The organism is Nocardiopsis yanglingensis (assembly GCF_045809185.1).
GTDB lineage: Bacteria > Pseudomonadota > Gammaproteobacteria > Xanthomonadales > Xanthomonadaceae > Stenotrophomonas > Stenotrophomonas yanglingensis.
The window spans coordinates 133,834-157,797 of sequence record NZ_JBJNRH010000009.1 but is presented as its reverse complement, the minus strand read 5'-3'; the positions used below and the strand labels follow the sequence as shown (position 1 = coordinate 157,797).

Here is a 23,964-nt window from a genome sequence, read left to right as displayed (position 1 = left end):
AAAGCATCCGGCCGGCACGCGGCCGGCCGGATGGGTACAGCAGGTGGATCAGACGCGCTTGTCGATGGCGACGAAGTCGCGGTCTTCCGGACCGATGTAGTTGGCGCTCGGGCGGATGATCTTGCCGTCGATGCGCTGCTCGACGATGTGCGCGCTCCAGCCGGCGGTGCGGGCGATCACGAACAGCGGGGTGAACATCGCGGTCGGCACGCCCATCATGTGGTAGCTGACGGCGCTGAACCAGTCCAGGTTCGGGAACATCTTCTTGATGTCCCACATCACCGATTCCAGGCGCTCGGCGATGTCGTACATCTTCATGCTGGACTGTTCTTCGGACAGCTCGCGGGCCACGTCCTTGATCACCTTGTTGCGCGGATCGGAAACGGTGTAGACCGGGTGGCCGAAACCAATCACCACTTCCTTGCGCTCGACGCGGGCCTTGATGTCTTCCTCGGCCTCATCCGGGGTGTCGTAACGCTTCTGCACTTCGAATGCCACTTCGTTGGCACCGCCGTGCTTCGGGCCGCGCAGCGCGCCGATGCCACCGCAGATCGCGCTGTACATGTCGCTGCCGGTACCGGCGATGACGCGGCAGGTGAAGGTCGAGGCGTTGAACTCGTGTTCCGCGTACAGGATCAGCGAGGTGTGCATCGCCTTCACCCACGACTCCTGCGGCTTCTCGCCGTGCAGCAGGTGCAGGAAGTGGCCACCGATCGAGTCATCGTCGGTTTCCACGTCGATGGCGCGGCCGTTGTGGCTCCAGTGGTACCAGTACAGCAGCATCGAGCCGAGGCAGGCCATCAGCTTGTCGGCGATGTCGCGCGCGCCCGGATGGTTGTGGTCATCCTTCTCCGGCGCCACGCAGCCGAGCACGGACACGCCAGTGCGCATCACGTCCATCGGGTGCGCCGACGGCGGCAGTTCTTCCAGCGCCGCCTTCACCGCGGCCGGGATGCCACGCAGCGACTTCAGCTTGGCCTTGTACGAAACCAGCTCGGCGCGGGTCGGCAGCTTGCCGTGCACCAGCAGGTAGGCGATTTCCTCGAACTCGCTGGTGTTGGCCAGGTCCAGGATGTCGTAGCCACGGTAGTGCAGGTCGTTGCCACTACGGCCCACGCTGCACAGCGCGGTGTTGCCGGCAGCGGTGCCGGACAGGGCGACGGACTTCTTCGGCTTGAAGGTCGGGGTTGCGGTCGTATCGTTCATGTTTCCCTCCGAAAACTTGATGGTGCAGGGTACTGCTTATTTCTTGGCGGCGAACAGTGCATCGAGCTGCTGCTCGAACGCGTGGTAGCCGATGCGGTCGTAGAGTTCCTCGCGGGTCTGCATGGTCTCCACCACATTGCGCTGGTGGCCATCACGGCGCACCGCCTGGTAGACGTTCTCGGCGGCCTTGTTGGCGGCACGGAACGCCGACAGCGGGAACAGCTGGATGGCAACGCCGGCCGAAGCCAGTTCATCGCGGCTGAACAGCGGGGTGGCACCGAACTCGGTGATATTGGCCAGCACCGGCACCTTCACCGCGTCGACGAAGCGGCGGTAGGTGTCCAGATCGTAGGCGGCCTCGGCGAAGATGCCATCGGCACCGGCCTCGACACAGGCAATGGCGCGCTCGATGGCCTTGTCCACACCGTCCACCTGGATGGCATCGGTACGCGCGATCAGGAAGAAGTCCGGATCGGTCTTGGCATCGGCGGCAGCCTTCACGCGGTCGACCATTTCACCCTGCGAAACGATTTCCTTACCCGGACGGTGACCGCAGCGCTTGGCGCCAACCTGGTCCTCGATGTGGCAGGCCGCCGCGCCGGCCTTGATCAGCGACTTCACGGTGCGCGCGATGTTGAACGCACTCGGGCCGAAGCCGGTGTCGATGTCGACCATCAGCGGCAGGTCGCAGACATCGGTGATGCGGCGCACGTCGATCAGCACGTCTTCCAGGGTGTTGATGCCCAGGTCCGGCAGGCCCAGCGAGCCCGCGGCAACACCGCCGCCGGACAGGTAGATGGCACGGAAGCCGGCGCGCTTGGCCAGCAGGGCGTGGTTGGCGTTGATCGCGCCGATCACCTGCAGCGGCGATTCGGCAGCCAGCGCCTCACGGAAACGGGCACCGGCGGAGAAAGGGGCGGAAGCAGTCATGCGGCAATCCAGGTTGAAGAACGGATGGGTAGGCGCAAGCACCATGCCAAGCTGCAAGCAGTTGATTTCACGGGGATGACCGGCATGCAGCAGCGAAACAAATGAAACATTGAAACAGATGTATCATGAAACACCCCGCCCGGACCCGCCGCCATGTATCTGCCCCGCTCACCCCTGCGCCATGCCGATGCCGACCCCGGCCGACCGGTAATCTGGACGGTGAGCGTCTCGCGGCTGACCGGCCTGCTCGGCGACGTCATTCCCGAGTTCGACCGCCGCGCGCGCATCGAACAGATCAATCTCGGCTTCGAGGAAGCGGTGGATGTGATCGGCCAGCGCCTGCGCCGCGAGCATTGCGACGTGGTGATCGCCGGTGGCTCCAACGCGGCCTGGCTGCGCGGCCGGCTGGAGCTGCCGCTGGTGCCGATCCAGGCTAACGGCTTCGACCTGATGGAAGCGCTGGCCCGTGCCCGCCGCATCGCCAGCCGCATCGGCCTGGTCACCCACGCCAGCGACGTGCCGGTGTTCAGCAACTTCCAGCAGAGCTTCGGACTGGACATCGAGCATCGCCGCTTCGTCACCCGCGAGGACGCTCGCGACTGCATCGCCGACCTGCGCGCCAACGGTATCGAAGTGATCGTCGGCACCGGCATGGCCATCGACCATGCCGAGCAGGCCGGCCTGCCCGGGGTGCTGCTGTATTCGGCTGACTCGGTGCGGCAGGCGTTCGAACATGCGCTGGAATTGACCCAGACCCTGGCCCGTTCCAGCAGCAACCGACCTGCCCCACGCCGGCGCCCGGCAGCGCGTGCCGACGCGCATGAACTGCTCGGCGACAGCGACGCGATGGCGCAGGTGCGCGCGCAGATCGCGCTCTACGCCCCACATGACAGCACCGTGCTGGTCAGCGGCGAAACCGGCACCGGCAAGGAACTGGTGGCGCGCCAGCTGCACGCCGCCAGTGGTCGTCGCGGACGCTTCGTGGCGCTGAACTGCGGCGCGATCAGTGAATCGCTGCTGGAAGCGGAGCTGTTCGGCTACAGCGATGGCGCCTTCACCGGCGCGCGCCGTGGCGGCCGTGTCGGCCTGGTCGAGGCAGCAGATGGCGGCACCCTGTTCCTGGACGAAATCGGCGAACTGCCGCTGCCGCTGCAGACCCGCCTGCTGCGCGTGCTGGAAGAGCGCGAAGTGCTGCGCGTGGGTGCCACCGAACCGACCCCGGTGGACCTGCGCGTGGTGGCCGCGACCCTGCAGTCGCTGGAGCAGCGCGCGGCAGCCGGCAGCTTCCGGCGCGACCTGTATTACCGCCTGGCCGCGCTGCGCATCGCCCTGCCCTCGCTGCGTGCACGGCGCAGTGACATCCCACTGCTGGCGCAGCACTTCTTCCGCCAGCTGCGTGGCATCGATGCGCCACTGGATGAGGATGCGCTGGCGGTGCTGACTGCCGCTAGTTGGCCTGGCAACGTGCGTGAGCTGCGTAATCTGGTGGATCGCCTGCGCATCCACTGGCAGCCGGGTGAAGGCCTGATGGATGCTGCGCGACTGCTGCAGTTGGCGCCGGAGCTTGTGAATGAAGCTGCCGCCGCGCTGCCGCTGGAAAGCAACGGCAAGCGTCCGCCGCGCGCGCAGCTGGAAGCACTGCTGCAGGAACACCGCAATGACCGCGAAGGCATGGCGCAGACACTGGGCGTATCACGCACCACGCTATGGCGCTGGCTGCGCGCGGAGAATTTGTAGCATCGAGCTTGCATGCCTTCTGTAGAGTCGAGCCATGCTCGACTACAAAAAGCAGCCGAGCATGGGCTCGGCTCTACAGAGTGCGTGCCGTCAGCGCGCCCAACGCGCCTCGATGGCGAACCGACCGCTCCCTATCGCGGCAACCCATAGCAGCAGCACCCCAAGCGGCACTTCGCTCAGGTAGAAGAACCAGCTCAGCCAATCGGGCACGCTCAATCCCGCAGGAATGCGCGCGATGCCATCGGTCATTGCGGCCACCGCACAGATGCCCGCCAGCAGCAGCGCCGAGGGGCGACTCAACAGGCCCAGCACCAGCAGGCCGCCGGCGACCCATTCGATCACACCGAGCACCGGCGCACTGAACACCGGGAACGGAATGCCCGCATCGACCAGCGTATGCACCATGCGCTCGCGTCCCGCATCGGTGAACACCTTGTTCCAGCCGGACACACAGAACATCACGCCGGCGACGATGCGGGCAAGCAGCAGCAGGAAGGCTTCCACGCCGCGGCGCGGTGGAGGCACGGCAAACAGGCAACGCCAGGAGGGCATGGCGACTCCGGAAATCGAGGGCATTCGTTGGAGTGTGCCGGTTGGTTGCCTGCCCGCAGATGAAGCGCATGGGTCCGAATGCGACAATCCGCTCTTGTAGAGTCGAGCCATGCTCGACTGCTTTACGCGCCAGAGCAAAAGCAGCCGAGCATGGCTCGGCTCTACAACAGCCGCCCGTCGGCCAGCAGCAGCTCGATTTCCTCCACCTGCACCACCGGCACCTGCCACGGGTGATGCGGCACGATGCCCTGTTCGAAGATGCGCTGCAGCCGCTGCGCATTCCGAGGCAGGCAGAATTCCAGGCGCACGCTGTCGACCACCTCAGTGCGACCCGCCTCACCCTGCACGGGCGACGCACCCACGCGCGGGCGGAACTGCTCGAACCCCGGCGCCGACCACCACATCCCGTGCTCGTAGTCACCGGCCGACAGTGCGTCCACGGCCAGGATGCCCTGCTTCACCGCATCCAGTGCTGCCGACGGCACGAACACCACCACGCGGTACAGCGGCAGGCGTTGCATCGGGCAACCTTACGGATACAGCAGCCGCTTGCTCCAGCGCCCTTCGGCACCGGCTTCATAGCACCAGCGCTCATGCAGGCGGAATTGCGCGCCGTACCAGAACTCCATGCGGTCAGGTACCACGCGCAGGCCGCTCCAGCCGTCCGGGCGCGGTACGTCCTTGCCCTCGAAGCGGGCTTCGATTTCGGCCACGCGGGCGTCGAATTCCTCGCGGGTTGCCAGCGTCTTCGACTGCTGCGAGGCCCACGCGCCGATCTGGCTCATGCGCGGGCGGCTGGCGAAATAGGCATCGGCCTCGGCGTCTGCCACCTGTTCGACACGGCCTTCGATGCGCACCTGGATGCCAGCCTCGCGCAGGCTGCGCCACAGGAACAGCAGTGCGGCCTGTGGATTGGCCTGCAGTTCCTGGCCCTTGTGGCTGTCCAGGTGGGTGTAGAAGACGAAGCCGCGCTCGTCGAAGGCCTTCAGCAGCACGGTACGCGCCGAGGGACGGCCCTGTGTATCGGCGGTGGCCACGGTCATCGCATTCGGCTCGACCTCGCGGCTCTGTTTGGCCTCGTCGAACAGGCCGGCAAACGTGGACAGGGCTTCGGCGTACAGGTCGCTCATGATTGCGTTCTTCTCACACGGATTGGGCTATTGTGGCTGCATGGCCGCTGCTGCGTATATGCCCCAGGTGAAAGGATTCCCCGCAACATTGGCCGAACAGGCGCTGGACGATGCGCTGGGCAGCGGTGCAGCAGTTCCAGTATTGGCGATCAGCGGCCTGCAGGGGAGCGGCAAATCGACGCTGGCTGCGCAGGTGGTGGCGCGCGCCCAGTCACGCGGCCTGAACGCGGCCACGCTGTCGATCGATGACGTCTACCTCACCCGTGCGCAGCGCCAGCGACTGGCCCGCCAAGTGCATCCGCTGCTGATCACCCGCGGCCCGCCCGGCACCCACGACCTGCCGCTGGCCCACGGCGTGCTGGACGCGGTGGCCGCACGCCAGCCCTTCGCGATGCCACGATTCGACAAGCTGGCCGACGAGCGCCTGCCTGAGGCTCAGTGGCCGCAGCTGCAGCAGCCATTGGACCTGCTGGTGTTCGAAGGCTGGTTCCTCGGCACACCGGCGCAGGATGACAACGAACTGGACAGCCCGTTGAACGCGCTGGAACGCGAGGCCGACACCGATGGCCGCTGGCGTCGCTGGTGCAACCAGGCGCTGGCCCGCGACTACCCGGCGTTGTGGCAGCGCTGCGACCGCCTGTGGTTCCTGCAGCCGCCGGATTTCTCGGTGGTACCACGCTGGCGCTGGCAGCAGGAGCAGAACCTGCAGGCCGCGCAGCCGGGCCGGCACGGCATGAGCCGGCCACAGCTGGAGCGCTTCGTGCAGTACTACGAGCGGGTCAGCCGGCAGGCACTGCGCGCCCTGCCCGCCCTGGCCGACCACATGGTGGTGCTGGACGGCCAGCGACAGGTACAGGACGTGCGCTGAGCGCGCCTATTCCACCAGGAAGGTCACCCGCAGGTTGACCCGCCATTCGGTGATCTCGCCACTGCCATTGGTGACTACCTTGGTCTCGTTCACCCAGGCGCCCTGGATGCCCTTGACCGTCTCGGAGACCTTCTTCAGCCCGCTGCGCACGGCGTCTTCCACGCTTTGGGGCGAGGAGGCGGTGATTTCGATGACCTTGGCGACCGTCATGGCCTGTACTCCGACTGGCGCGGGAGACCCCGCAGGAACGCCTACCCTGACGTGAAGAACGTAAAGGCCGGGGCACGGAGGTGTTAGCATCAGAGAGCATGAATCCTGCTCCGAACCTGATCCTGATCGGCCCGATGGGCGCCGGCAAAACCTGCATCGGCCGCCGCCTGGCCGAGCGCTTCACGCTGGACTTCGTCGATGTCGACCAGGCCATCGTCGATGCCGCCGGCGCCAGCATTCCGACCCTCTTCGAGCACTCCGGCGAAGCCGGCTTCCGCAGCCATGAACGCGAGGCTCTGGCCCGCGTGCTGGAAGGCCGCGGCCAGTTGGTCTCCACCGGTGGCGGCGCGGTGCTGGATCCCGAAAACCGTGCACTGATCGCCCAGCGTGGCTTCGTGGTCTACCTGCGGGTCAGCGTGGCCGCGCAGCTGGAACGCCTGGCCCGTGACAAGGGCCGGCCGCTGCTGCAGCGCCCGGACCGCGAGCAGGTGCTGCACGATCTGGCCGCACACCGCGACCCGCTGTACCGCGAACTGGCCGACCTCACCCTCGATACCGACCCGTATACCGCTGCCGACGCGACCGCCCACCTGGTGGTCAAGCTGGCTACGCAATGGCAGCGCCAGGACCTGACCGCATGACTTCCCCCGCCCTGCTGCAGGTCGCCGTTGGCGGCGACCGCCCCTACTCCATCACCATCGGCGCCGGTGCCCAGGCCGACGGCGCCGCGCTGGCCTCGCATGTTCGCGGCCGCCACGTGCTGCTGCTCAGCGACAGCGAAGTGGCCCCACGCTATCTGGACGCCGTGAAGCAGACGCTGTTGGCCGCACGCCCCGACCTGATCGTCGGCGAGCATGTGCTGGCCGCGGGCGAAGCCTCCAAGACCCTGGCCGAATTCGGCCGTGCGATCGAAGCGCTGGCCGCGCTCGGCGCCACCCGCGACGCCTGCGTGTTCGCCCTCGGCGGTGGCGTGGTCGGTGATCTCGCCGGTTTTGCCGCGGCCTGCTGGATGCGTGGCGTGGACTGCGTGCAGTTGCCGACCACCCTGCTGGCGATGGTCGATTCGTCGGTCGGTGGCAAGACAGCGGTCGACATTCCAGCCGGCAAGAACCTGGTAGGCGCATTCCATCCGCCGCGCGCGGTCATCGCCGATACCCGCGTGCTGGCCACCCTGCCGCCGCGCGAGCTGCGCGCCGGCCTGGCCGAAGTGGTGAAATACGGTGCACTCGGCGACGCGGTGTTCTTCGAATGGCTGCAGCAGCACGCCGATGCGCTGCTGGCCGGCGAGGATGCAGTGCTGGCCGAAGCCATCGCGCGCAGCTGCCGGCACAAGGCCGCCATCGTCGAACGCGATCCGTTCGAGAAGGGCGAGCGTGCCCTGCTCAACCTCGGCCACACCTTCGGCCATGCCATCGAGACCGAACAGGGCTATTCGGCCCCGGGCCGCGATGCGTTGAACCACGGCGAAGCGGTGGCGGTGGGCATGGTGCTGGCGGCAAAGCTGTCCACCGACCTGGGTCTGGCCGACGATGCCGACCGTGCGCGCCTGCAGGCGCTGCTGGAACGCCTCGGCCTGCCGGTGGCGATCCCGGCCGGGCTGGACCCGCAGGCCCTGCTCGGCCGCATGCGGCTGGACAAGAAGAACGTGGCCGGCCGCCTGCGCCTGGTGCTGTGGCGTGGCATGGGCCGCGCTGAAGTGGTGCCGGACGTGGATGAAGCGGCGGTGCTGAAGGTGCTGGGCGCGGGCTGATCGTCTCCGCGTTCGCCGGGCATGGCCCGGCGCTACCGGGGAGGTTTCATGGGGCTGCCGGCCAGCGGCCGACACGACCGCGTTGCGGCCGGGGTCACCCTGGCCCCGCTACAATCGGCGCCATGCACGTCTACCTGCAACATCCCGACGCCGGTGCGCAGGCACCGCGCTTCCTGCGCCTGAGCCTGCAGCCGGATCTGTTCGGCGGCTGGGAACTGCTGCGCGAGAGCGGTCGCGTCGGCAGCCGTTCGCAGCTGCGGCGCGAGCTGTTCCTGCAGGCCGACGAAGCTCGCCATGCTTTCGAGAAGGCCCGCGATGCCGAACTGCATCGTGGCTTCCAGATCCTTTCGCACGGCGACTGACGCCGCTGCCAACTTTCGTCCAAGGAATGCCCATCGTGACCAGCCCTCTCCGCAATGATCGCCTGCTACGCGCCCTGCGCCGCGAACCGGTGGACTTCACCCCCGTCTGGCTGATGCGCCAGGCCGGTCGCTATCTGCCGGAATACCGCGCGACCCGGGCCAAGGCCGGCAGTTTCCTGGCCATGGCCAAGACCCCGGAGATCGCCTGCGAGGTCACGCTGCAGCCGCTGCGCCGGTTCCCGCTCGACGCGGCCATCCTGTTCTCGGACATCCTCACCATTCCCGATGCGATGGGCCTGGAGCTGTACTTCGTCGAAGGCGAAGGCCCGAAGTTCCGCCATCCCGTACGTGATGAGGCGGCCATCGCCAAACTGGCGGTGCCGGACATGGAACAGGACCTGGGCTATGTGATGGACGCGGTGCGCCTGATCCGCCGCGAGCTGGACGGCCAGGTACCGCTGATCGGCTTCTCCGGCAGCCCGTGGACACTGGCCTGCTACATGGTGGAAGGCGGCGGCAGCAAGGATTTCGCGCGCATCAAGGCGATGGCACTGAACCACCCGCAGGCCCTGCACCGCCTGCTGGAGGTCACCACTGAAGCGGTGATTGCCTACCTCGGCGCGCAGCGCGCGGCCGGTGCGCAGGCGCTGCAGGTGTTCGACACCTGGGGTGGCGTGCTGTCGCCGGCCATGTACCGCGAGTTCTCGCTGCGTTACCTGCAGCGCATCGCCGAGGGCCTGGAGCGCGGCGAAGGCAGCGAGCGCACGCCGCTGATCCTGTTCGGCAAGGGCACCGGCCTGCACCTGGAAGCGCTGTCGCAGACCGGCGCCGATGCGCTGGGCCTGGACTGGACGCTGGACCTGGACGAAGCGATGCGCCGCACCGGTGGCCGCGTTGCCCTGCAGGGCAACCTCGACCCGACCACGCTGTACGCCTCGCCGGATGCGATCGCCGCGGCCGCAGCACGCGTGCTCGACACCTATGCCGCCGGCAACGGTGGTTCGCGCGAGGGCCATGTGTTCAATCTTGGCCACGGCATGTCGCCGGACATGGACCCGGCGCATGTGCAGGTGCTGGTCGACGCGGTGCACGCGCACAGCCAGCGCTGAACACTGCGCTTGGGGTTGCGGCGCGATGTTGATCGCGCCGTGACCCGCAGTGCGCGATCATGGCCTCCCCCACGCTGCACCGGCCGCACCCCATGTCCACATCGCCATCGACCTACAACCGCCAGCGCCCCCTGCTGTGGCTGGTTTCGTTGGCGATTTTCATGCAGATGCTGGACTCGACCATCGTCAACACGGCCTTGCCGGCGATGGCGGCCAGCCTGGGCGAAAGCCCGCTGCAGATGCAGTCAGTGGTGTTCAGCTATGCGCTGGCGGTGGCTACCTTCATCCCCGCCTCCGGCTGGATCGCCGACCGCTACGGCACCCGCCGCACCTTCCTGGTGGCGATCATCCTGTTCACCCTCGGCTCGCTGGCCTGCGCGCTCGCTCAGCACCTTCACCAGCTGGTTGGTGCGCGCGTGCTGCAGGGCATCGGCGGTGCGATGCTGCTGCCGGTCGGTCGCCTGGCGGTGATGCGTTCGGTGCCGCGCGAGGATTTCCTGCGCGCGATGAGCTTCATTGCCATCCCCGCGCTGGTCGGCCCGTTGATCGGCCCGACGCTGGGCGGCTGGCTGGTCGAGATCGCGTCGTGGCACTGGGTGTTCCTGATCAACCTGCCGATCGGCGTGATCGGTTTCATCGCCGCGATGAAGATCATGCCCGACCACTACGCCAGCCATCGCACCCGTTTCGACCTGCGTGGCTACATCATGCTGGCCTTCGCGATGGTGGTGCTGTCACTGGCGCTGGACGGCATCTCCGGGCTCGGTACGCCACATGCGCTGGTGATGCTGATGACCGTGGCCGGCCTGGCTGCGCTGGTGGGCTACTGGCTGCACGCGGCCAACTCCACCGCTCCCTTGTTCTCGCTGGCCCTGTTCCGTGTGCCCAGCTACCGCATCGGCATCCTCGGCAACCTGTTCTCGCGTATCGGCAGCAGCGCCATGCCGATGCTGATCCCGCTGCTGCTGCAGGTCGGCCTGGGCCTGGGCCCGATGAACGCCGGCCTGATGATGGTACCGGTGGCGGCGGCCGGCATGGTGTCGAAGAAGCTGGCGGTGAAGCTGGTCGAGCGCTACGGCTACCGCCGCGTGCTGATGGTCAACACCGTGCTGGTGGGCCTGGCGATGGCCAGCTTCATCCTGATGACACCGGGCCAGCACCTTGCCTGGCGCCTGCTGCAGCTGGCGTTCTTCGGTGCGGTCAATTCGCTGCAGTTCACCGTGATGAACACCGTGACGCTGCGTGATCTGGACCGCGAGTTCGCCAGTTCCGGCAACAGCCTGCTGTCGATGGTGATGATGCTCGCCGCCGGTTTCGGTGCCGCTGCAGCCGGCAGTCTGCTGGCCGCGTTCGGCAATCACCTGGACAGCAACAGCGCCACCGCCGCGCTGCATGCCACGTTCCTGTGCGTGGGCGCGATCACCCTGACCTCGACGATGATCTTCTGGCAGCTGCCTGATACCAAGCCCGAACCGCGGCAGGTCGAGCACGTCGCGGAGTAAGGGGGTTCGGCAGGGCTGCGCCCTGCACCTGCAGAGGCTTCAAGCCAGGGCAACAGCAACAGCTGGCATTCCGTGGGGTGGCGGGGCGGTGTCGGAGTGCGGGGACGCCGCAAGTACGTCCTTGTAGGCTTGGCAGCCGCATCCATGCGGCTGACACCCCGCACTCCGACACCGCCCCACCTCTGACAGATTTCCGCAATCGGGTAGATCCACGCCATGCGTGGATGAATCTCATCGAAATCGAATATTTCGAATTGAAATCGAAACGCATCCACGCATGGCGTGGATCTACCGCAGATCGCAGGATTCTGTCGAAGGCGGAGTGGGTCCGGTTGCGGGAGTGTCCGCGGCATGGATGCCGCGGCCAAGCCCCCATGGACGGGTTTACGGCGTCTCCCGCAACCGGATCCACCCCGCCATCCCACAGGAAGCTAGCTTTTGCTTCGGCTGTTGCTTCAGCTGTTGCCGTTGCGTGTAGCGGGTGCAGGGCCGCAGGCCCTGCCGAACCCCTACCTGCCCATCACCCGGGCGATCGCTTCCACCAGCAGCTCACCGGTCACCGGCTTGCGCAGGAAGCCACCGATGCCGGCCGCTTCCACCTGCTGCTGCAGGTCCGGATCGGTGCGCGCGGTCACTGCCAGCAGCGGCAGCATGTAGCCCTGGTTGCGCAGGTGCTGGGCCAGTTCGAAGCCGCTCAGGCCCGGCAGGTCAAGATCCAGCAGGCCGACGTCGAAATCACCGGCACTGATCTCGCGCAGCGCGGCCAGCGCATGACCCGCATGCACCACCTCGTGCCCGCGCGCACTCAGCAGCCCGCGCACCACGTCGGCCACGGTCGCATCGTCCTCCACCAGCAGGACCCTCAGTGGCGGCATGTTGGCTGCGTCCTCGCGGTGCGTTTCGCCATCTGCTTCGGCATTGGCATCGACCACCATCGGCAACGGCAACGTCACACCGAAGCAGGTGCCGCGACCGAGCTGACTCTCCACCTGGATCCGTCCCTGCATCGCATGCGCCAGTTCGCGGCAGATCGCCAGGCCCAGGCCGCTGCCGCCGTACTGTGCGGCAGTGCGGGCGCCGTCGGCCTGCTCGAAGCGGCGGAAGAGACGCTGCTGCTGTTCCTGACTGATGCCCGGACCGGTGTCGCGTACTTCGAAATGCAGCGCGCGCAGCTCAGCGTCGCTGCGCGCATGCAGGGTGATGGTGCCGCGGCTGGTGAACTTCACCGCGTTCGAGAGCAGGTTGAGCAGGATCTGCCGCACCCGCATCGAGTCGCCAGTGGCCTGCAGGCCAGGCGGCAGCTGGTTGTCGAGGGTGAAGCGCAGGCCCTTCTGTGCAGCCAGCGGCCCCATCAGCGCCGCCAGATCCTGCAGCAGGCAGCTCAGCGCGAACGGCTTGGACTGCAGCTCCAGTCGCCCGGACTCGATACGTGCCAGGTCCAGCGCATCGTTGACCAAGTGCAGCAGATGTTCGCCAGCGTGACGGATCGACTGCGTATAACCGCGCTGCTGTGGATCCAGCGGCGAGGCCAACAGCAGTTCGCTCATACCGAGCACACCCGTCATCGGCGTACGTATCTCGTGGCCAAGATTGGCGAGGAAACGGGTCTTGGCCGCCGACGCCTGCTCGGCCAGCTCCTGCTTGTGCAATGCCAGTTGATAGGCGTGGCGACGCTGCAGGCGGCGGCGGTACAGCCAGGCAAACCAACTGGTCAGCAGCAGCGCGATGGAAGCCAGTACCAGCAACCCGGACAAACTTCGCCACCACGGCGGCTGCACGCGGAACTCCAGGCTCTGCACCCGCGACCAGACGTGGTCGGCCGAGCGCGCCTGGACTTCCAGGCGATAGCTGCCCGGGGCCAGGCGCGAGAAAAGACGCTCGCCAGCGGGCCCCACTTCCACCCAATCGGGGTCATAGCCGGCCAGCCGGTAACGGTAGCTGTTGGAGGCCGAATCGGCGAACGACAGCAACCGCGCAACGATGCGCAGGTCACGGTCGCCATCGGCGATCTGCAACGGTGTGTCATGGGTCAGGTCGAGCACCTGTTCGTTGCGGCGGACTTCGACCCGTTCGATCACCAGCGGCGCGCGCCGTACCGAGGGCCGCACCTGTTCCGGGTCGAACACCACCACGCCGGCCGGCGTGCCGGCTACCAGATGGCCGTCCCCCGACATCACCAGCGTGTGCTCGCGGAACTCCTGGCTGGGCAGGCCATCGTGCACGCCATACAGGCGCACGCTCTGGCCATCGGCACCGACCCGCACCAGGCCGCGCGCGCTGGTCGCCCAGGCCACACCCTGCGCATCGACCACCAGCCCGGACGCCGAGATCGCCGGGTAGCCCTGCTCGGCGCCGACCACGGTCTGCCGTTCCAGCCGCCCCTGGCTCCAGCGATAGCGCGACAGGCGCCCATCTTCGGACAGCCAGACCTGGCCATCACGCCCGACGTGCAAGTCATGGATCGCGGTCGCCGGAGCCCCCGGCACCGGCTGGAAGCGCTCGCTTTCCGGCAGCCACTGCAGCAGGCCGCGGCTGCTGGCCAGCCACACATGGTCCTGCGGCCCGCATTCCACATCAAGATTGAGCTGCCCCTGCTGCAGACCACGCTGGCCATTGTTCAGCTGACGACGCAGGCGCCCATCGAGGTCGCGCTGCTGCAGGCCCGAAGACAGCATCAGCCAGAGGCTGTCGCCATCACAGGTCGTCATCGATTCGATGACGCCTTCCATGGTTGCATCGGCACCGGCATCACGGCCCCAGCGACGCAGATCGCGCCGCTTCGGGTCGTAACGCAGCAGGGCATCATTCGAGCCGATCCAGACCTGTCCGCGGCGGTCCTCGCGCACCGATGTCAGCCAGTGCATTCCGTTCACCCAGGTGCGGTGCTGCTCGACCTTGCCGGTGTTCGGGTCGAAGCGGTCCAGCGCACCATGGCTACCTACCGTCCAGATGCCGCCATTGCTGGATGGGCTGGTGCCCAGCACGAAAGCGTTGCGCAGCGAGCTGGGGTCGTCCTCCAGCCGCGACAGCACCGAGAACTGCCACCAGCGGGGCAGCAGATGCCACAGCCCGGCGTTGGTGCTGGCCAACCAGATGCCGCCTTCACGGTCCTCGTAGGCGCCGGTCCAGTTTGGTCGTACCGGGCCGCGTGCCACCGCGCTGTACAACGGCACGGTCTGGTACTGGCCGTCGACTGCACGGCCGAGGCCTGTGCGGGTGTCCAGCCAGTACCCGGCCTGTTCATCGCGCAGCATCATGCCCAGCACCTGCTCACCCTCGGGCAGCTTCCACGGCGGCGCTTCGAAGCGACCATCGGGGCGGCGCACGATGGCTCCGGCCATCGTGCTGATCCACAGACTGCCGTCGGGCTCGGCGGTCAGGCCATTGATCAGGAGGCTGGGGATGACGTCGGTGCCGATGCGTTCGAAATCGGTGCCGGTCCAGCGCGCAACGCCGTGCTTGGTACCAACCCACAGACTGCCGTCAGCCAGGGTCGCCAGATACGGAACCGATGTCGCCGGCAGGCTGCGCGGATTGTTGGCTTCCGGCAGGAAACGCTGCAGGCGGTCCTGGTTGTCCAGGCGGTACAACCCGCCCTCGTGGGTTCCGAACCAGATCGAACCGTCCGGCGTGGTCGCCAGGCTCCAGACCGTGTTGGTGCCCATCAACGGCTGGCTGCTGCGGTCGTAGAAATGCAGTTGGCGGCGATCGGCCGACATCCGCACCAGGCCTGCATTCTCGGTACCGATCCAGAGCTGGTTGCGCGCATCGACCAGCACCGTCCAGATGCGGTTGTCGCGCAGGCCGTCCTCCGAACGCCAGATCCGGTAGTTGCGCCCGTCGTAGCGGGCCAGGCCATCGTTGGTGGCGATCCACAGGTAGCCGTAGCGATCTTCGGCCATCCGATTGACGGTATTGGACGGCAGGCCGTCGAACACCGTCACCTGGCGCGGGCTTGGCGGCACCGGCTGCGCGGCAGCGGGTGACAGGCAGCACAGCAGGACCAGCAGCAGCATCGCCGCCCGCAGATACACCACCGATTGCCTCCTCACGCTGCCCTGATGATTCCCGCGCTGCGGGCGTCGGCATGGTAAACCGAAAGTAGCGCCGTTCACGCCCGGCGCCGACGCTTTCACGTTGCTATCTGTCGTTTTGCGCGGGCCTGGGCGATCGCGGCTACCAGCATGTCGCCGGTGACCGGTTTGCGCAGGAAGCCATCGAAGCCCGCAGCCAGAACCTGCGATTCGGCATAGGCATCGGAACGCGCAGTCACCGCGACCAATGGCAGCTCGTACCCCAGGGCACGCAGTTGGCGGGCGATGGCGGTGCCGTCCAGCGCCGGCAGATCGAGATCGAGCAGGCCCGCGTCAAAGCCATCGGTGGCGATCTCCGACAGCGCGCCCAGACCATGCAGAACGTGCACCACGTCATGACCGCGGCTGCGCAACAGACCTGCGATGACCTCGGCCACGGTGACATCGTCCTCGACCAGCAGGATGCGCAGCGGCGGCAGGACCGGCTGCGCCGGAACGTCGCCCGCTGCGACGGCGGCCTGCCGGGTCCAGGGCAGCGGCAACCGTACCCGGAAGCGCGCGCCCTTGCCCGGTTGGCTGTCCACTTCGATGCGCCCGCCCATCGCCACGGCCAGCTCCTGGCAGATCGCCAGGCCCAGCCCGCTGCCGCCGTAGCGCGATGCCGTACGCGGGCCATCAGCCTGTTCGAAGCGGTGGAACAGGCGATCCTGCTGCTCGGCATTGATGCCCGGGCCACTGTCGTGCACCTCGAAGCAAAGGCCACCGCCGTTCTCCTCCAGGCACACGGCCAGGCCGACATGCCCGCGTTCGGTGAACTTGATCGCATTGCCCAGCAGATTGAGCAGGATCTGCCGCACCCGCATTTCGTCGCCGCTGACACTGATCGGTCCCGGCGGGTCTTCGCCACGCTGGAAATCCAGCTTGCGCTGCGTCGCCATCGGCTGCATCAGTGCCTGTACCTGGTCGAGCAGGCCCACCAGGTCGAACGGGTGCAGGTCCAGTTCCAATCGACCGGCCTCGATGCGCGCGAGGTCCAGCGCATCGTTCACCAGGCGCAGCAGATGGCTGCCGGCCTGCTGGATCGACCCGGCATAGCTGCGCTGCACGGGGTCCAGCGGCGTGGCCAGCAGCAGCTCGCTCATGCCAAGCACGCCGGTCATCGGCGTACGCACCTCATGGCCCAGCGTGGCCAGGAACCGGCTCTTGGCCTGCGAGGCCTGTTCGGCCAGTTCCTGCTTGTGCACGGTCAACTGCCATTGCTGGCGGCGGCGCAGGCGCGCACGGATCGACCACACCAGGGTGAGCAGCAGCAGCGAGCCGATCAGGATGTAGCCGAAGATCGCCATGCCGCTGCGCCACCAGGGCGGCAGCACCTTCACCTGCAGATGCTGCGAAGGCGTCCATGCGCCACTGGCGGTGGCTGCCTGCACTTCAATGACGTAGCTGCCGGTCGGCAGCCGCGACAGCGTGCGCTGGCCGTCACCGCCCTGCTCCACCCAGTTCTGGTCGTAGCCCCGCACCCGGAAGCGGTAACGGTTGCCCTGCGGATTGGCGTACGACAGAAGTCGAGCATTGATCTGCAGATCACGATCATCCGGCCCCAGCAGCAGTGTGCCGGTGGTCGGCAGCGGTTGCCATCCGCGGGCATCATCGCGCCGCACGCGAACCTCGGCGATCACCAGCGACGACGGCGGTAACACGGCATCGGCAGCATTCACATCGAAGACCACCAGGCCGGTCTGGGCCACCGCGAGCACTCGACCATCGGCATTCACCGCCGGCGGCCTGCTGGTGAATTCGGCGTCGGGCAGGCCATCGCGTTCATTGAACAGCTGCAGGCGTCGTGCCTTGGGATCCCAGCGCAGCAAACCGCGCGGCGTGGTCGCCCACAGGCGGCCGTCTTCGGCCAGCGCCAGGCCACCCATGCTGACCGGCGGCACACCAGCGCTTCCATCAATGCGCTGGATCAGGCGCAGGCTCATGCCATCCCACTGGTAGCGCTCGAGTGCGCCCTGGCGGGCCAGCCACAGCTGTTGCGGATCAACCCACACCAGATCGTAGATCAGACCACGCGAGACCCCCGGCACCGCCTCGAAACGCCCGGCCTGCTCGCGCCAGATGCCCAGGTCTCCCATCACCCAGACCTTGCCCTGGGCGTCGAAACGGATCTGCTCGATAGGCGAATCGGCCGCCTTGCGGAAATCGTCCAGCGGATAGCTGCGCAGCACACGGCCATCGGCACTGCGCTGCTGCAGGCCCAGGTTCATCACCGAAAGCCAGATCGTTCCATCGGGTGCCTGGCGCATCAGGTCGATGCGCTGGCGCAGGTCGGCGCCACCGTCGATGTGCCAGTCATGCAGCGCGCGTGTCGCCGGGTCATACACGCTGATACGACCGGCACGCCCCAGCCACAGGCGCCCATCCGGCCGCGGCAGCACCGACCACACCGCCCCGCTGCCGATCTCGCGATCACTGGCCAACAGCTTCAGCGCTCCCTGCTCGTCCAACTGGTACACGCCATGCGCCGAGCCGACGTAGTAATTCCGGCCATCGCTGGCTGCACTCAGCAGGTACTGGCTGTCCAGCGGCTTGCCGTCAAGCTGGTTCCAGATCGAAAACCGGCGCCAGTCCGGCGGCAGGTAGGCCAGGCCCTGGGTCAGCAGCGCCACCCACAATCCGCCCTCGTGGTCCTGCAGCAGGTCGAGCACGCCGCTCTGGGCAGTGAGGAAGCCGCTGCCGCGGTCGCCCTCGAGCCGCCGCAGTGCGCTGGCGTCGCCGCGCAGCAGACCGTCGGACGTGCCCGCCCAGTAGCCTCCCTGGCGATCGGCCAGCACCAGCGCCGAACGCAGGCGGGCGCTGTCGCTCCAGCGCGGACGGCTGACCCGGTCCTGCGCATCGATGCGGTACAGCCCGTCGTTCTGGCTGCCGATCCAGATCGAGCCATCCGGATCACGGCTCATCCGCAGCACGCTCAACGCGCCCAGCTCACGCGGTGCTACGGACTCGAACCCACGGCCGTTCCAGCGCGCCACCCCGCTCTCGGTGCCGATCCACAGGCGCCCCTGCGCGTCAACCAGGCTGCTGTAGATGGTGTTGCTGGGCAGGCCGTCCTGACGGGCCGGGTCGTGCTTGAAGAAGTGCAGGCTGCCGTCCTCTCCGAACCGGCAGACCCCATGACTGCTGGTGCCGATCCAAAGCGCATCCTCGGCGTAGGCCAGCGTCCAGAACTGGCCCAGGCACGGGCCATTGACCGCATCGAAGGTCTTGAACCGCTCGCGGTCGGCATCCAGGCGAGCCACGCCCTTGCCGTTGATACCGACCCAGATACGGTCCAGTGGATCGACCAGCAGCGTTTCGATCTCATTGCCGGGCAGCGAACCCGGCTGTTCCGGATCGTGCTCCCAGACCCGCAGGGTGCCACCGTCATAGCGCACCAGGCCGCCGTCGGTAGCCGCCCAGATATGCCCCTGGCGATCCTCGGCCAGCGCCAGCACCATCCGCGAGGGCATGCCTTCGGCGGCACCGAAACGGCGCAGGCGCGGTGTTTCTGCCATGTCCGGGGCCGCAGCTGCAGTGGCCAACGCCATCAGCAACAGCCCCATGCCCACGATGCCTCGGCACCACAGGCGCCAGCCGCTCGTCATCCTGAACCCCCTGTCCTGGTCCGATTGTCACACAGGGCTGGGTTCATGGCTGCAACAGCCTGTTTCCACCGGTGGACCCACCACGAACTGTTGCAGCCATGCACGCATCGTTGGCAGGGGCCTGTGCGTATGATCACAGCGTCCCCCTTCCGGAGCCCGCCATCGATGCGTCCCTGCCTGGCCCTGCTGCCGATGCTGCTCGCCACCGCTCCCGCCTGGGCGGATGCAGATACCTATCGCCTCGATCCGGTGCATACGCGTGTGCTGTTCACCATCGACCACGCGGGTTACTCGCAGGCAATGGGCACGGTCTCCGGCAGTGAGGGGCGCCTGCAGTTCGATCCCGACAACTGGCGCGAAGCCACGCTGGACGTCGAGGTCCCCGTATCGCGATTGGACCTTGGTGACGCCAAATGGAACCAGGCCACGCTGGCCCGCAGCCTGCTCGACGGCGAGCGTTTCCCCAGCGCACGCTTCGTCTCCAGCCGGGTCGAACCGATCGATGCCAAGCGTGCGCACGTGATCGGCACCCTGACCCTGCGCGGCGTCAGCCAGGAAGTCACCCTGGACGTGACCCTCAATGCCATCAAGCGCTACCCCCTCCCCCCGTTCCGACGCACCGCCGGTTTTTCCGCCAGCACCACGCTGAGCCGGCGCGCGTTCGGCATCACCGCCTGGCCGGGCGTCATCGGTGATGCAGTACAGCTGAGGATCGAGGCTGAAGCCACCCTCGACCGCAGCGACGCCCCGGGAACTCCCGCTCCCGTTCCGCACTCCGACCCCAAGACGGCCCGCTAGAGGACCTTTCATGACCGCCAAGAACACCCCCGCCGCCTGGGGGAGTGTCAGCCAGATCCTGCATTGGTTGATCGCACTGCTGATCCTCGCCCTGGGCGTGGTCGGCCTGACCATGGGCGAACTGCCCAGGACCCCCAAGTACTTCTGGGTCTACACCGCACACAAGTCGATCGGCATTACCGTACTGGCGCTGGTGCTGTTCCGCCTCGGCTGGCGCCTGTACGCCGGCGCCCCCAAGCCGGTGCCGGGCGTGCCCAGCTGGCAGGAACGCATCGCCAGCGCCACCCACGTGCTGTTGTATGTGCTGATGTTCGCCATTCCGCTGTCGGGCTGGCTGTACGACTCGGCCAGTGGCCTGCGCCCGTTCCGCTGGTTCGGCCTGGTTGATGTGCCCAAGCTGAGCGGCCCGGACCCGCAGGTCGTTGCGGTCTCCCACGCCATCCACGAATACGGCTTCTGGCTGTTGATCGCGGTGGTGCTGGCTCATGCCGGTGCCGCCTTCTACCACCACCTGTTCCAGCGCGATGCGACCTTGTCCCGCATGTTGCCGCGTGGCTGGCTCGCCTCCCCTCAGAAGGACTGACCGATGAATCTGAAACTGACCACCCCGGCCGCCGTGGCCGCCGCCCTGGCCGGCATGCTGGCCACCGCTCCGGCGCTCGCCGCCGACTACGCGCAGGCTCCCGGCGCCGGTTCGATCCTGGTGTTCGCCACCAAGTACGACGGTGAAGTGTTCACCGGCAGCTTCCCGGGCTTCGCCACCAAGCTCAGCTTCGACCCGGCCAACCCGGCCGCCGGTTCGCTGGACGTGGTGATCCCGCTTGCCGGTGCCAAGAGTGGCAACAGCGACCGCGATTCGACCCTGCAGACCGCCGACTTCTTCAACGTCGGCAAGTTCGCCACTGCGCGCTACACCGCCAAGGGCTTCCGTGCGGTGGGCAACGACCAGTTCGCCGCCGATGGCACCCTGGAACTGCGCGGCGTCAGCAAGCCGGTCACCCTCACCTTCACCTGGAAGCCGGGCACCCAGCCAGTGCTGACCGGCAAGGCCACGGTCAAGCGCCTGGACTTCGGCGTCGGCGGCGGTGATTGGGCCGACACCAAGACCATTCCGGACGAAACCGCGATCAGCACGATCGTGAAGTTCGACGCGAAATAAGACGATCCCGGTAGTGCCGGCCGCTGGCCGGCAACCTCACCGATCCGGGCAGCTGCCGGCCAGCTGCCGGCACTACCGATCGACGGCCAGCCAGGCCTGCACGGTGGCCGCATCGAACGGCCAGTCCAGTTCGCGCTGCCCCGCCTCATCGCGCAGCACCGGCACCCGCGCGCCGTAGCGCGATTCCAGCGCCGGCTGGTCATCCAGGAACACCGATTCGAACTCCGGCGCCCTGGCCTTGGCCAGCTCGGCCAGGGCCATGTCGCACAGGTGGCAGTCGTCACGCTGGAACAGAGTCAACACCGGATGGGTCTCCTTGGCGGAAATGCTGCGCCGCAGCCATGGAAGTGCGGCGTGAACCGCTAGAATAGCGGTCTCTTCCGGTACCCGCAGTACGGCAACCATGGCTGTCAGCACGTTCGACGTTTTCAAGATCGGCATTGGCCCGAGCTCCTCGCACACCGTCGGGCCGATGAAGGCCGCCGAGCGATTCATCCACCGTTGGCTGCTCGATCCGGGCCGCCTGCACGAGGTCGCGCGCATCCGTGCCGATGTCTACGGCTCGCTGGCGCTGACCGGCCGTGGCCATGGCACCGACAAGGCGATCCTGCTGGGCCTGGAAGGGCAGCGGCCGAACCTGATCGACCCGGACATCATCCCGGCCACCCTGGAGCGCATCCGCAGCAGCAAGCGCATCCAGCTGATGGGCCAGCACGAGATCGCCTTCGACGAGAAGCGCGACCTCGGCATGAACAAGCGCCAGAAGCTGCCGTACCACACCAACGGCATGCGCTTCACCGCGTACAACGCCGAGGACGAAGTGATCGCCACCCGCGATTACTACTCCGTCGGTGGTGGCTTCGTGGTCAACCAGGACGACGCGGCCGATGACCGCATCGTGCCCGACGAAACCCCGCTGCCCTACCCGTTCAAGAGCGGCGACGAGCTGCTGGCGCAGACTGCGCGCAGCGGCCTGAGCATTGCCCAGCTGATGTTCGAGAACGAGAAATGCTGGCGCAGCGAAGACGAGATCCGCGCCAACCTGCGCGAGATCTGGAGCGCGATGCAGTCGTGCGTGACACGCGGCATCCGCGAGGAAGGCGTGCTGCCGGGTGGCCTGAAGGTCGGCCGTCGTGCACCGGCGCTGTACCGCGAGCTGTCGTCGAAGCCGGAAGCAGCAATGCGCGACCCGCTGACCACGCTGGACTGGGTCAACCTGTACGCGCTGGCGGTGAACGAAGAGAACGCCGCCGGTGGCCGTGTGGTGACCGCGCCGACCAACGGTGCGGCCGGCGTGCTGCCGGCGGTGCTGCATTACTTCGACCGTTTCTGCCCCGGCGCCAACGAGCAGCGCGTATTCGACTTCCTGTTGACCTCGGCAGCGATCGGCATCCTGTACAAGGAAAACGCTTCGATTTCCGGTGCCGAAGTGGGCTGCCAGGGCGAAGTGGGCGTGGCCTGTTCGATGGCGGCCGGTGGCCTGGTCGCGGCGCTGGGTGGCAATCCCAGCCAGATCGAGAATGCCGCGGAAATCGGCATGGAACACAACCTCGGCCTGACCTGCGACCCGATCGGTGGCCTGGTGCAGATCCCCTGCATCGAACGCAACGCAATGGGTGCGGTGAAGGCGATCAATGCCTCGCGCATGGCGATGCGTGGCGACGGCAAGCACAAGGTGTCGCTGGACAAGGTGATCAAGACCATGCGCGATACCGGCCGCGACATGCAGGACAAGTACAAGGAAACCAGCCGCGGTGGCCTGGCGGTGAACGTCATCGAGTGCTGAGTTGTAGAGCCGAGCCCATTCTCGGCTCTACATCGGACAACATCGTCACCGCGTTCCGGTTAGGCTCGGGGCTCCCTCGCCCCGGATTGCCCCATGCGCGTGATCACTGCCGCCCTGCTTGCCTGCCTGCCGCTGTCCGCCCTCGCCGCGCCTACCTACGGGCCACGGCTGGAGGGTTTCGACTACGGCTATCCGGTGAAGACCTTCGCGCTGGAGTCGCAACGGCAGCCACTGGAGATGGCGTACCTGGACATCGCGCCGAAGAAGGCGCCCATCGGCGTGGTGGTGCTGCTGCACGGCAAGAACTTCTGTGCTGCCACCTGGAAGGAATCGATCAAGCCGCTGGTCGCCGCCGGCTACCGGGTGATCGCCCCGGACCAGGTGGGCTTCTGCAAATCCAGCAAGCCCGAACGTTACCAGTACTCGTTCGCGCAGCTGGCCGCCAACACCCATGCCCTGTTGCAGCAACTGCAGCTGGGTGATGTACCGGTGCACCTGGTCGGGCACTCGATGGGTGGCATGCTGGCGGTGCGCTACGCGCTGATGTTCCCGCAGGACCTGCGCAGCCTGTCGCTGGTCAACCCGATCGGGCTGGAGGACTGGAAGGCGCTGGGTGTTCCGTGGCGCAGCGTGGACGCGTGGTACGCCGGCGAAATGAACATCAGCTATGACAGCATCCGCCGCTACCAGTTGGAGGTGTACTACGACGGCAAATGGAAGCCGGCCTACGAACCGTGGGCGCGGATGCAGTCGGGCATGTACGAAGGCCCGGGCAAGCAGGCCGTTGCATGGAGCCAGGCGCTGGCCTCGGACATGGTGTTCAACCAGCCGGTGGTCTACGAACTGAAGAACCTGCAGGTGCCGACCACGCTGTTCATCGGCCAGAAAGACCGCACCGCGATCGGCCGTGACCTGGCGCCGCCTGCAGTAAAGGCGACGCTGGGCAACTATCCCGCACTCGGCAAAGCGGCGGCGGCGGCGATTCCGGGCGCGACGCTGGTCGAGTTCGCCGAACTGGGCCATTCGCCACAGGTGCAGGATCCGAAGCAGTTCAACAGCGCATTGTTGAAGGCGTTGAAGTCGCGCTGACCGACGGCCCCGTGTAGCCGAGCCCATGCTCGGCTCCTCCGGCAGGATGGAACGACGCCAGGAGCAGCCGAGCATGGGCTCGGCTCTACACAAGCGAT

General features: G+C 67.1%; 21 protein-coding genes. 12 read left to right on the top strand and 9 right to left on the bottom strand.

All coding sequences use genetic code 11. The annotated features are described in order from the left end of the window. Positions 1–48 precede the first annotated feature (48 nt). Both prpC and prpB read right to left on the bottom strand, forming a co-directional pair. Entirely contained in the window at positions 49–1,206 is a 1,158-nt protein-coding gene (prpC, locus tag ACJ7C5_RS13705; RefSeq protein WP_010482770.1) for a bifunctional 2-methylcitrate synthase/citrate synthase, read from the bottom strand. A 36-nt stretch (positions 1,207–1,242) separates the two neighbouring features. After that, complete coding sequence (gene prpB, locus ACJ7C5_RS13700; protein WP_412704208.1) at positions 1,243–2,136, bottom strand: methylisocitrate lyase; 894 nt, start codon at positions 2,134–2,136, stop codon at positions 1,243–1,245. Positions 2,137–2,289: 153 nt separating this feature from the next. Here prpB and prpR point away from each other — a divergent pair, with 153 nt between their 5' ends. Beyond that, positions 2,290–3,873: a propionate catabolism operon regulatory protein PrpR gene (prpR, locus tag ACJ7C5_RS13695; protein WP_412704207.1), complete on the top strand. Its 1,584-nt coding sequence runs from the start codon at positions 2,290–2,292 to the stop codon at positions 3,871–3,873. 90 nt (positions 3,874–3,963) lie between these two features. On the opposite strand, the gene ACJ7C5_RS13690 is transcribed toward prpR, so the two are convergent. The 3 genes from ACJ7C5_RS13690 to pdxH form a co-directional block, all read right to left on the bottom strand. Then, the gene (locus tag ACJ7C5_RS13690) at positions 3,964–4,425 is read right to left on the bottom strand and encodes a DoxX family protein (RefSeq protein ID WP_088026807.1); all 462 of its coding nucleotides are present in this window, start codon (positions 4,423–4,425) and stop codon (positions 3,964–3,966) included. Between the two features lie 161 nt (positions 4,426–4,586). Further along, a complete protein-coding gene (locus ACJ7C5_RS13685; protein WP_093999710.1) occupies positions 4,587–4,946 on the bottom strand; it encodes a YqfO family protein in 360 nt (119 codons plus the stop codon). Between the two features lie 9 nt (positions 4,947–4,955). Then, a complete protein-coding gene (gene pdxH / locus ACJ7C5_RS13680) occupies positions 4,956–5,555 on the bottom strand; it encodes a pyridoxamine 5'-phosphate oxidase (RefSeq protein ID WP_412704206.1) in 600 nt (199 codons plus the stop codon). A gap of 67 nt (positions 5,556–5,622) precedes the next feature. On the opposite strand from pdxH, the gene ACJ7C5_RS13675 reads away from it, so the two are divergent. Continuing rightward, positions 5,623–6,423 carry a hypothetical protein gene (locus ACJ7C5_RS13675; RefSeq protein WP_412704205.1) on the top strand — a complete coding sequence of 267 codons (801 nt, stop codon included), beginning with the start codon at positions 5,623–5,625 and terminating at the stop codon, positions 6,421–6,423. Positions 6,424–6,429: 6 nt separating this feature from the next. Here the strand turns inward: ACJ7C5_RS13675 and ACJ7C5_RS13670 are convergent, their stop codons facing one another. Then, positions 6,430–6,633 (bottom strand): dodecin family protein, encoded by a 204-nt coding sequence (locus ACJ7C5_RS13670; RefSeq protein ID WP_032127803.1) that lies wholly within the window; start codon positions 6,631–6,633, stop codon positions 6,430–6,432. Positions 6,634–6,731: 98 nt separating this feature from the next. Between ACJ7C5_RS13670 and ACJ7C5_RS13665 the strand changes: the two genes are divergently transcribed. The 5 genes from ACJ7C5_RS13665 to mdtD all read left to right on the top strand — a co-directional run bounded on the left by ACJ7C5_RS13665 (position 6,732) and on the right by mdtD (position 11,356). After that, complete coding sequence (locus ACJ7C5_RS13665) at positions 6,732–7,274, top strand: shikimate kinase (protein WP_412704204.1); 543 nt, start codon at positions 6,732–6,734, stop codon at positions 7,272–7,274. Next, positions 7,271–8,383, top strand: coding sequence for a 3-dehydroquinate synthase (aroB, locus tag ACJ7C5_RS13660; RefSeq protein ID WP_412704203.1), 1,113 nt, complete (start codon positions 7,271–7,273; stop codon positions 8,381–8,383). Before ACJ7C5_RS13665 ends, aroB begins: the two co-directional genes overlap by 4 nt. Before the next feature lie 122 nt (positions 8,384–8,505). Next, a complete protein-coding gene (locus ACJ7C5_RS13655) occupies positions 8,506–8,745 on the top strand; it encodes a WGR domain-containing protein (RefSeq protein ID WP_032127800.1) in 240 nt (79 codons plus the stop codon). A 35-nt stretch (positions 8,746–8,780) separates the two neighbouring features. Then, positions 8,781–9,854, top strand: a complete 1,074-nt coding sequence (hemE, locus tag ACJ7C5_RS13650; RefSeq protein ID WP_412704202.1) for a uroporphyrinogen decarboxylase — start codon at positions 8,781–8,783, stop codon at positions 9,852–9,854. Positions 9,855–9,946: 92 nt separating this feature from the next. Next, entirely contained in the window at positions 9,947–11,356 is a 1,410-nt protein-coding gene (gene mdtD, locus ACJ7C5_RS13645; RefSeq protein WP_010482759.1) for a multidrug transporter subunit MdtD, read from the top strand. A 509-nt stretch (positions 11,357–11,865) separates the two neighbouring features. Here the strand turns inward: mdtD and ACJ7C5_RS13640 are convergent. Both ACJ7C5_RS13640 and ACJ7C5_RS13635 read right to left on the bottom strand, forming a co-directional pair. After that, positions 11,866–15,393: a hybrid sensor histidine kinase/response regulator gene (locus tag ACJ7C5_RS13640; protein WP_412704201.1), complete on the bottom strand. Its 3,528-nt coding sequence runs from the start codon at positions 15,391–15,393 to the stop codon at positions 11,866–11,868. A gap of 95 nt (positions 15,394–15,488) precedes the next feature. Next, the gene (locus tag ACJ7C5_RS13635) at positions 15,489–19,034 is read right to left on the bottom strand and encodes a hybrid sensor histidine kinase/response regulator (RefSeq protein WP_412704200.1); all 3,546 of its coding nucleotides are present in this window, start codon (positions 19,032–19,034) and stop codon (positions 15,489–15,491) included. Between the two features lie 165 nt (positions 19,035–19,199). Here ACJ7C5_RS13635 and ACJ7C5_RS13630 point away from each other — a divergent pair, with 165 nt between their 5' ends. Genes ACJ7C5_RS13630 through ACJ7C5_RS13620 form a run of 3 tightly spaced genes read left to right on the top strand, consistent with a single transcriptional unit; the run spans position 19,200 to position 20,991 of the window. Then, positions 19,200–19,832, top strand: coding sequence for a YceI family protein (locus ACJ7C5_RS13630; protein ID WP_110713196.1), 633 nt, complete (start codon positions 19,200–19,202; stop codon positions 19,830–19,832). A gap of 10 nt (positions 19,833–19,842) precedes the next feature. Next, positions 19,843–20,415 (top strand): cytochrome b, encoded by a 573-nt coding sequence (locus ACJ7C5_RS13625; RefSeq protein ID WP_093999702.1) that lies wholly within the window; start codon positions 19,843–19,845, stop codon positions 20,413–20,415. A 3-nt stretch (positions 20,416–20,418) separates the two neighbouring features. Beyond that, the gene (locus tag ACJ7C5_RS13620; protein WP_088026817.1) at positions 20,419–20,991 is read left to right on the top strand and encodes a YceI family protein; all 573 of its coding nucleotides are present in this window, start codon (positions 20,419–20,421) and stop codon (positions 20,989–20,991) included. 72 nt (positions 20,992–21,063) lie between these two features. Here the strand turns inward: ACJ7C5_RS13620 and ACJ7C5_RS13615 are convergent, their stop codons facing one another. Next, the gene (locus ACJ7C5_RS13615) at positions 21,064–21,294 is read right to left on the bottom strand and encodes a glutaredoxin family protein (protein WP_088028444.1); all 231 of its coding nucleotides are present in this window, start codon (positions 21,292–21,294) and stop codon (positions 21,064–21,066) included. A 100-nt stretch (positions 21,295–21,394) separates the two neighbouring features. On the opposite strand from ACJ7C5_RS13615, the gene ACJ7C5_RS13610 reads away from it, so the two are divergent. Together ACJ7C5_RS13610 and ACJ7C5_RS13605 are read left to right on the top strand one after the other, a co-directional pair. Then, positions 21,395–22,777, top strand: coding sequence for an L-serine ammonia-lyase (locus ACJ7C5_RS13610; protein ID WP_093999701.1), 1,383 nt, complete (start codon positions 21,395–21,397; stop codon positions 22,775–22,777). A gap of 93 nt (positions 22,778–22,870) precedes the next feature. Further along, positions 22,871–23,866 carry an alpha/beta fold hydrolase gene (locus ACJ7C5_RS13605; protein ID WP_412704199.1) on the top strand — a complete coding sequence of 332 codons (996 nt, stop codon included), beginning with the start codon at positions 22,871–22,873 and terminating at the stop codon, positions 23,864–23,866. Positions 23,867–23,964 lie beyond the last annotated feature (98 nt).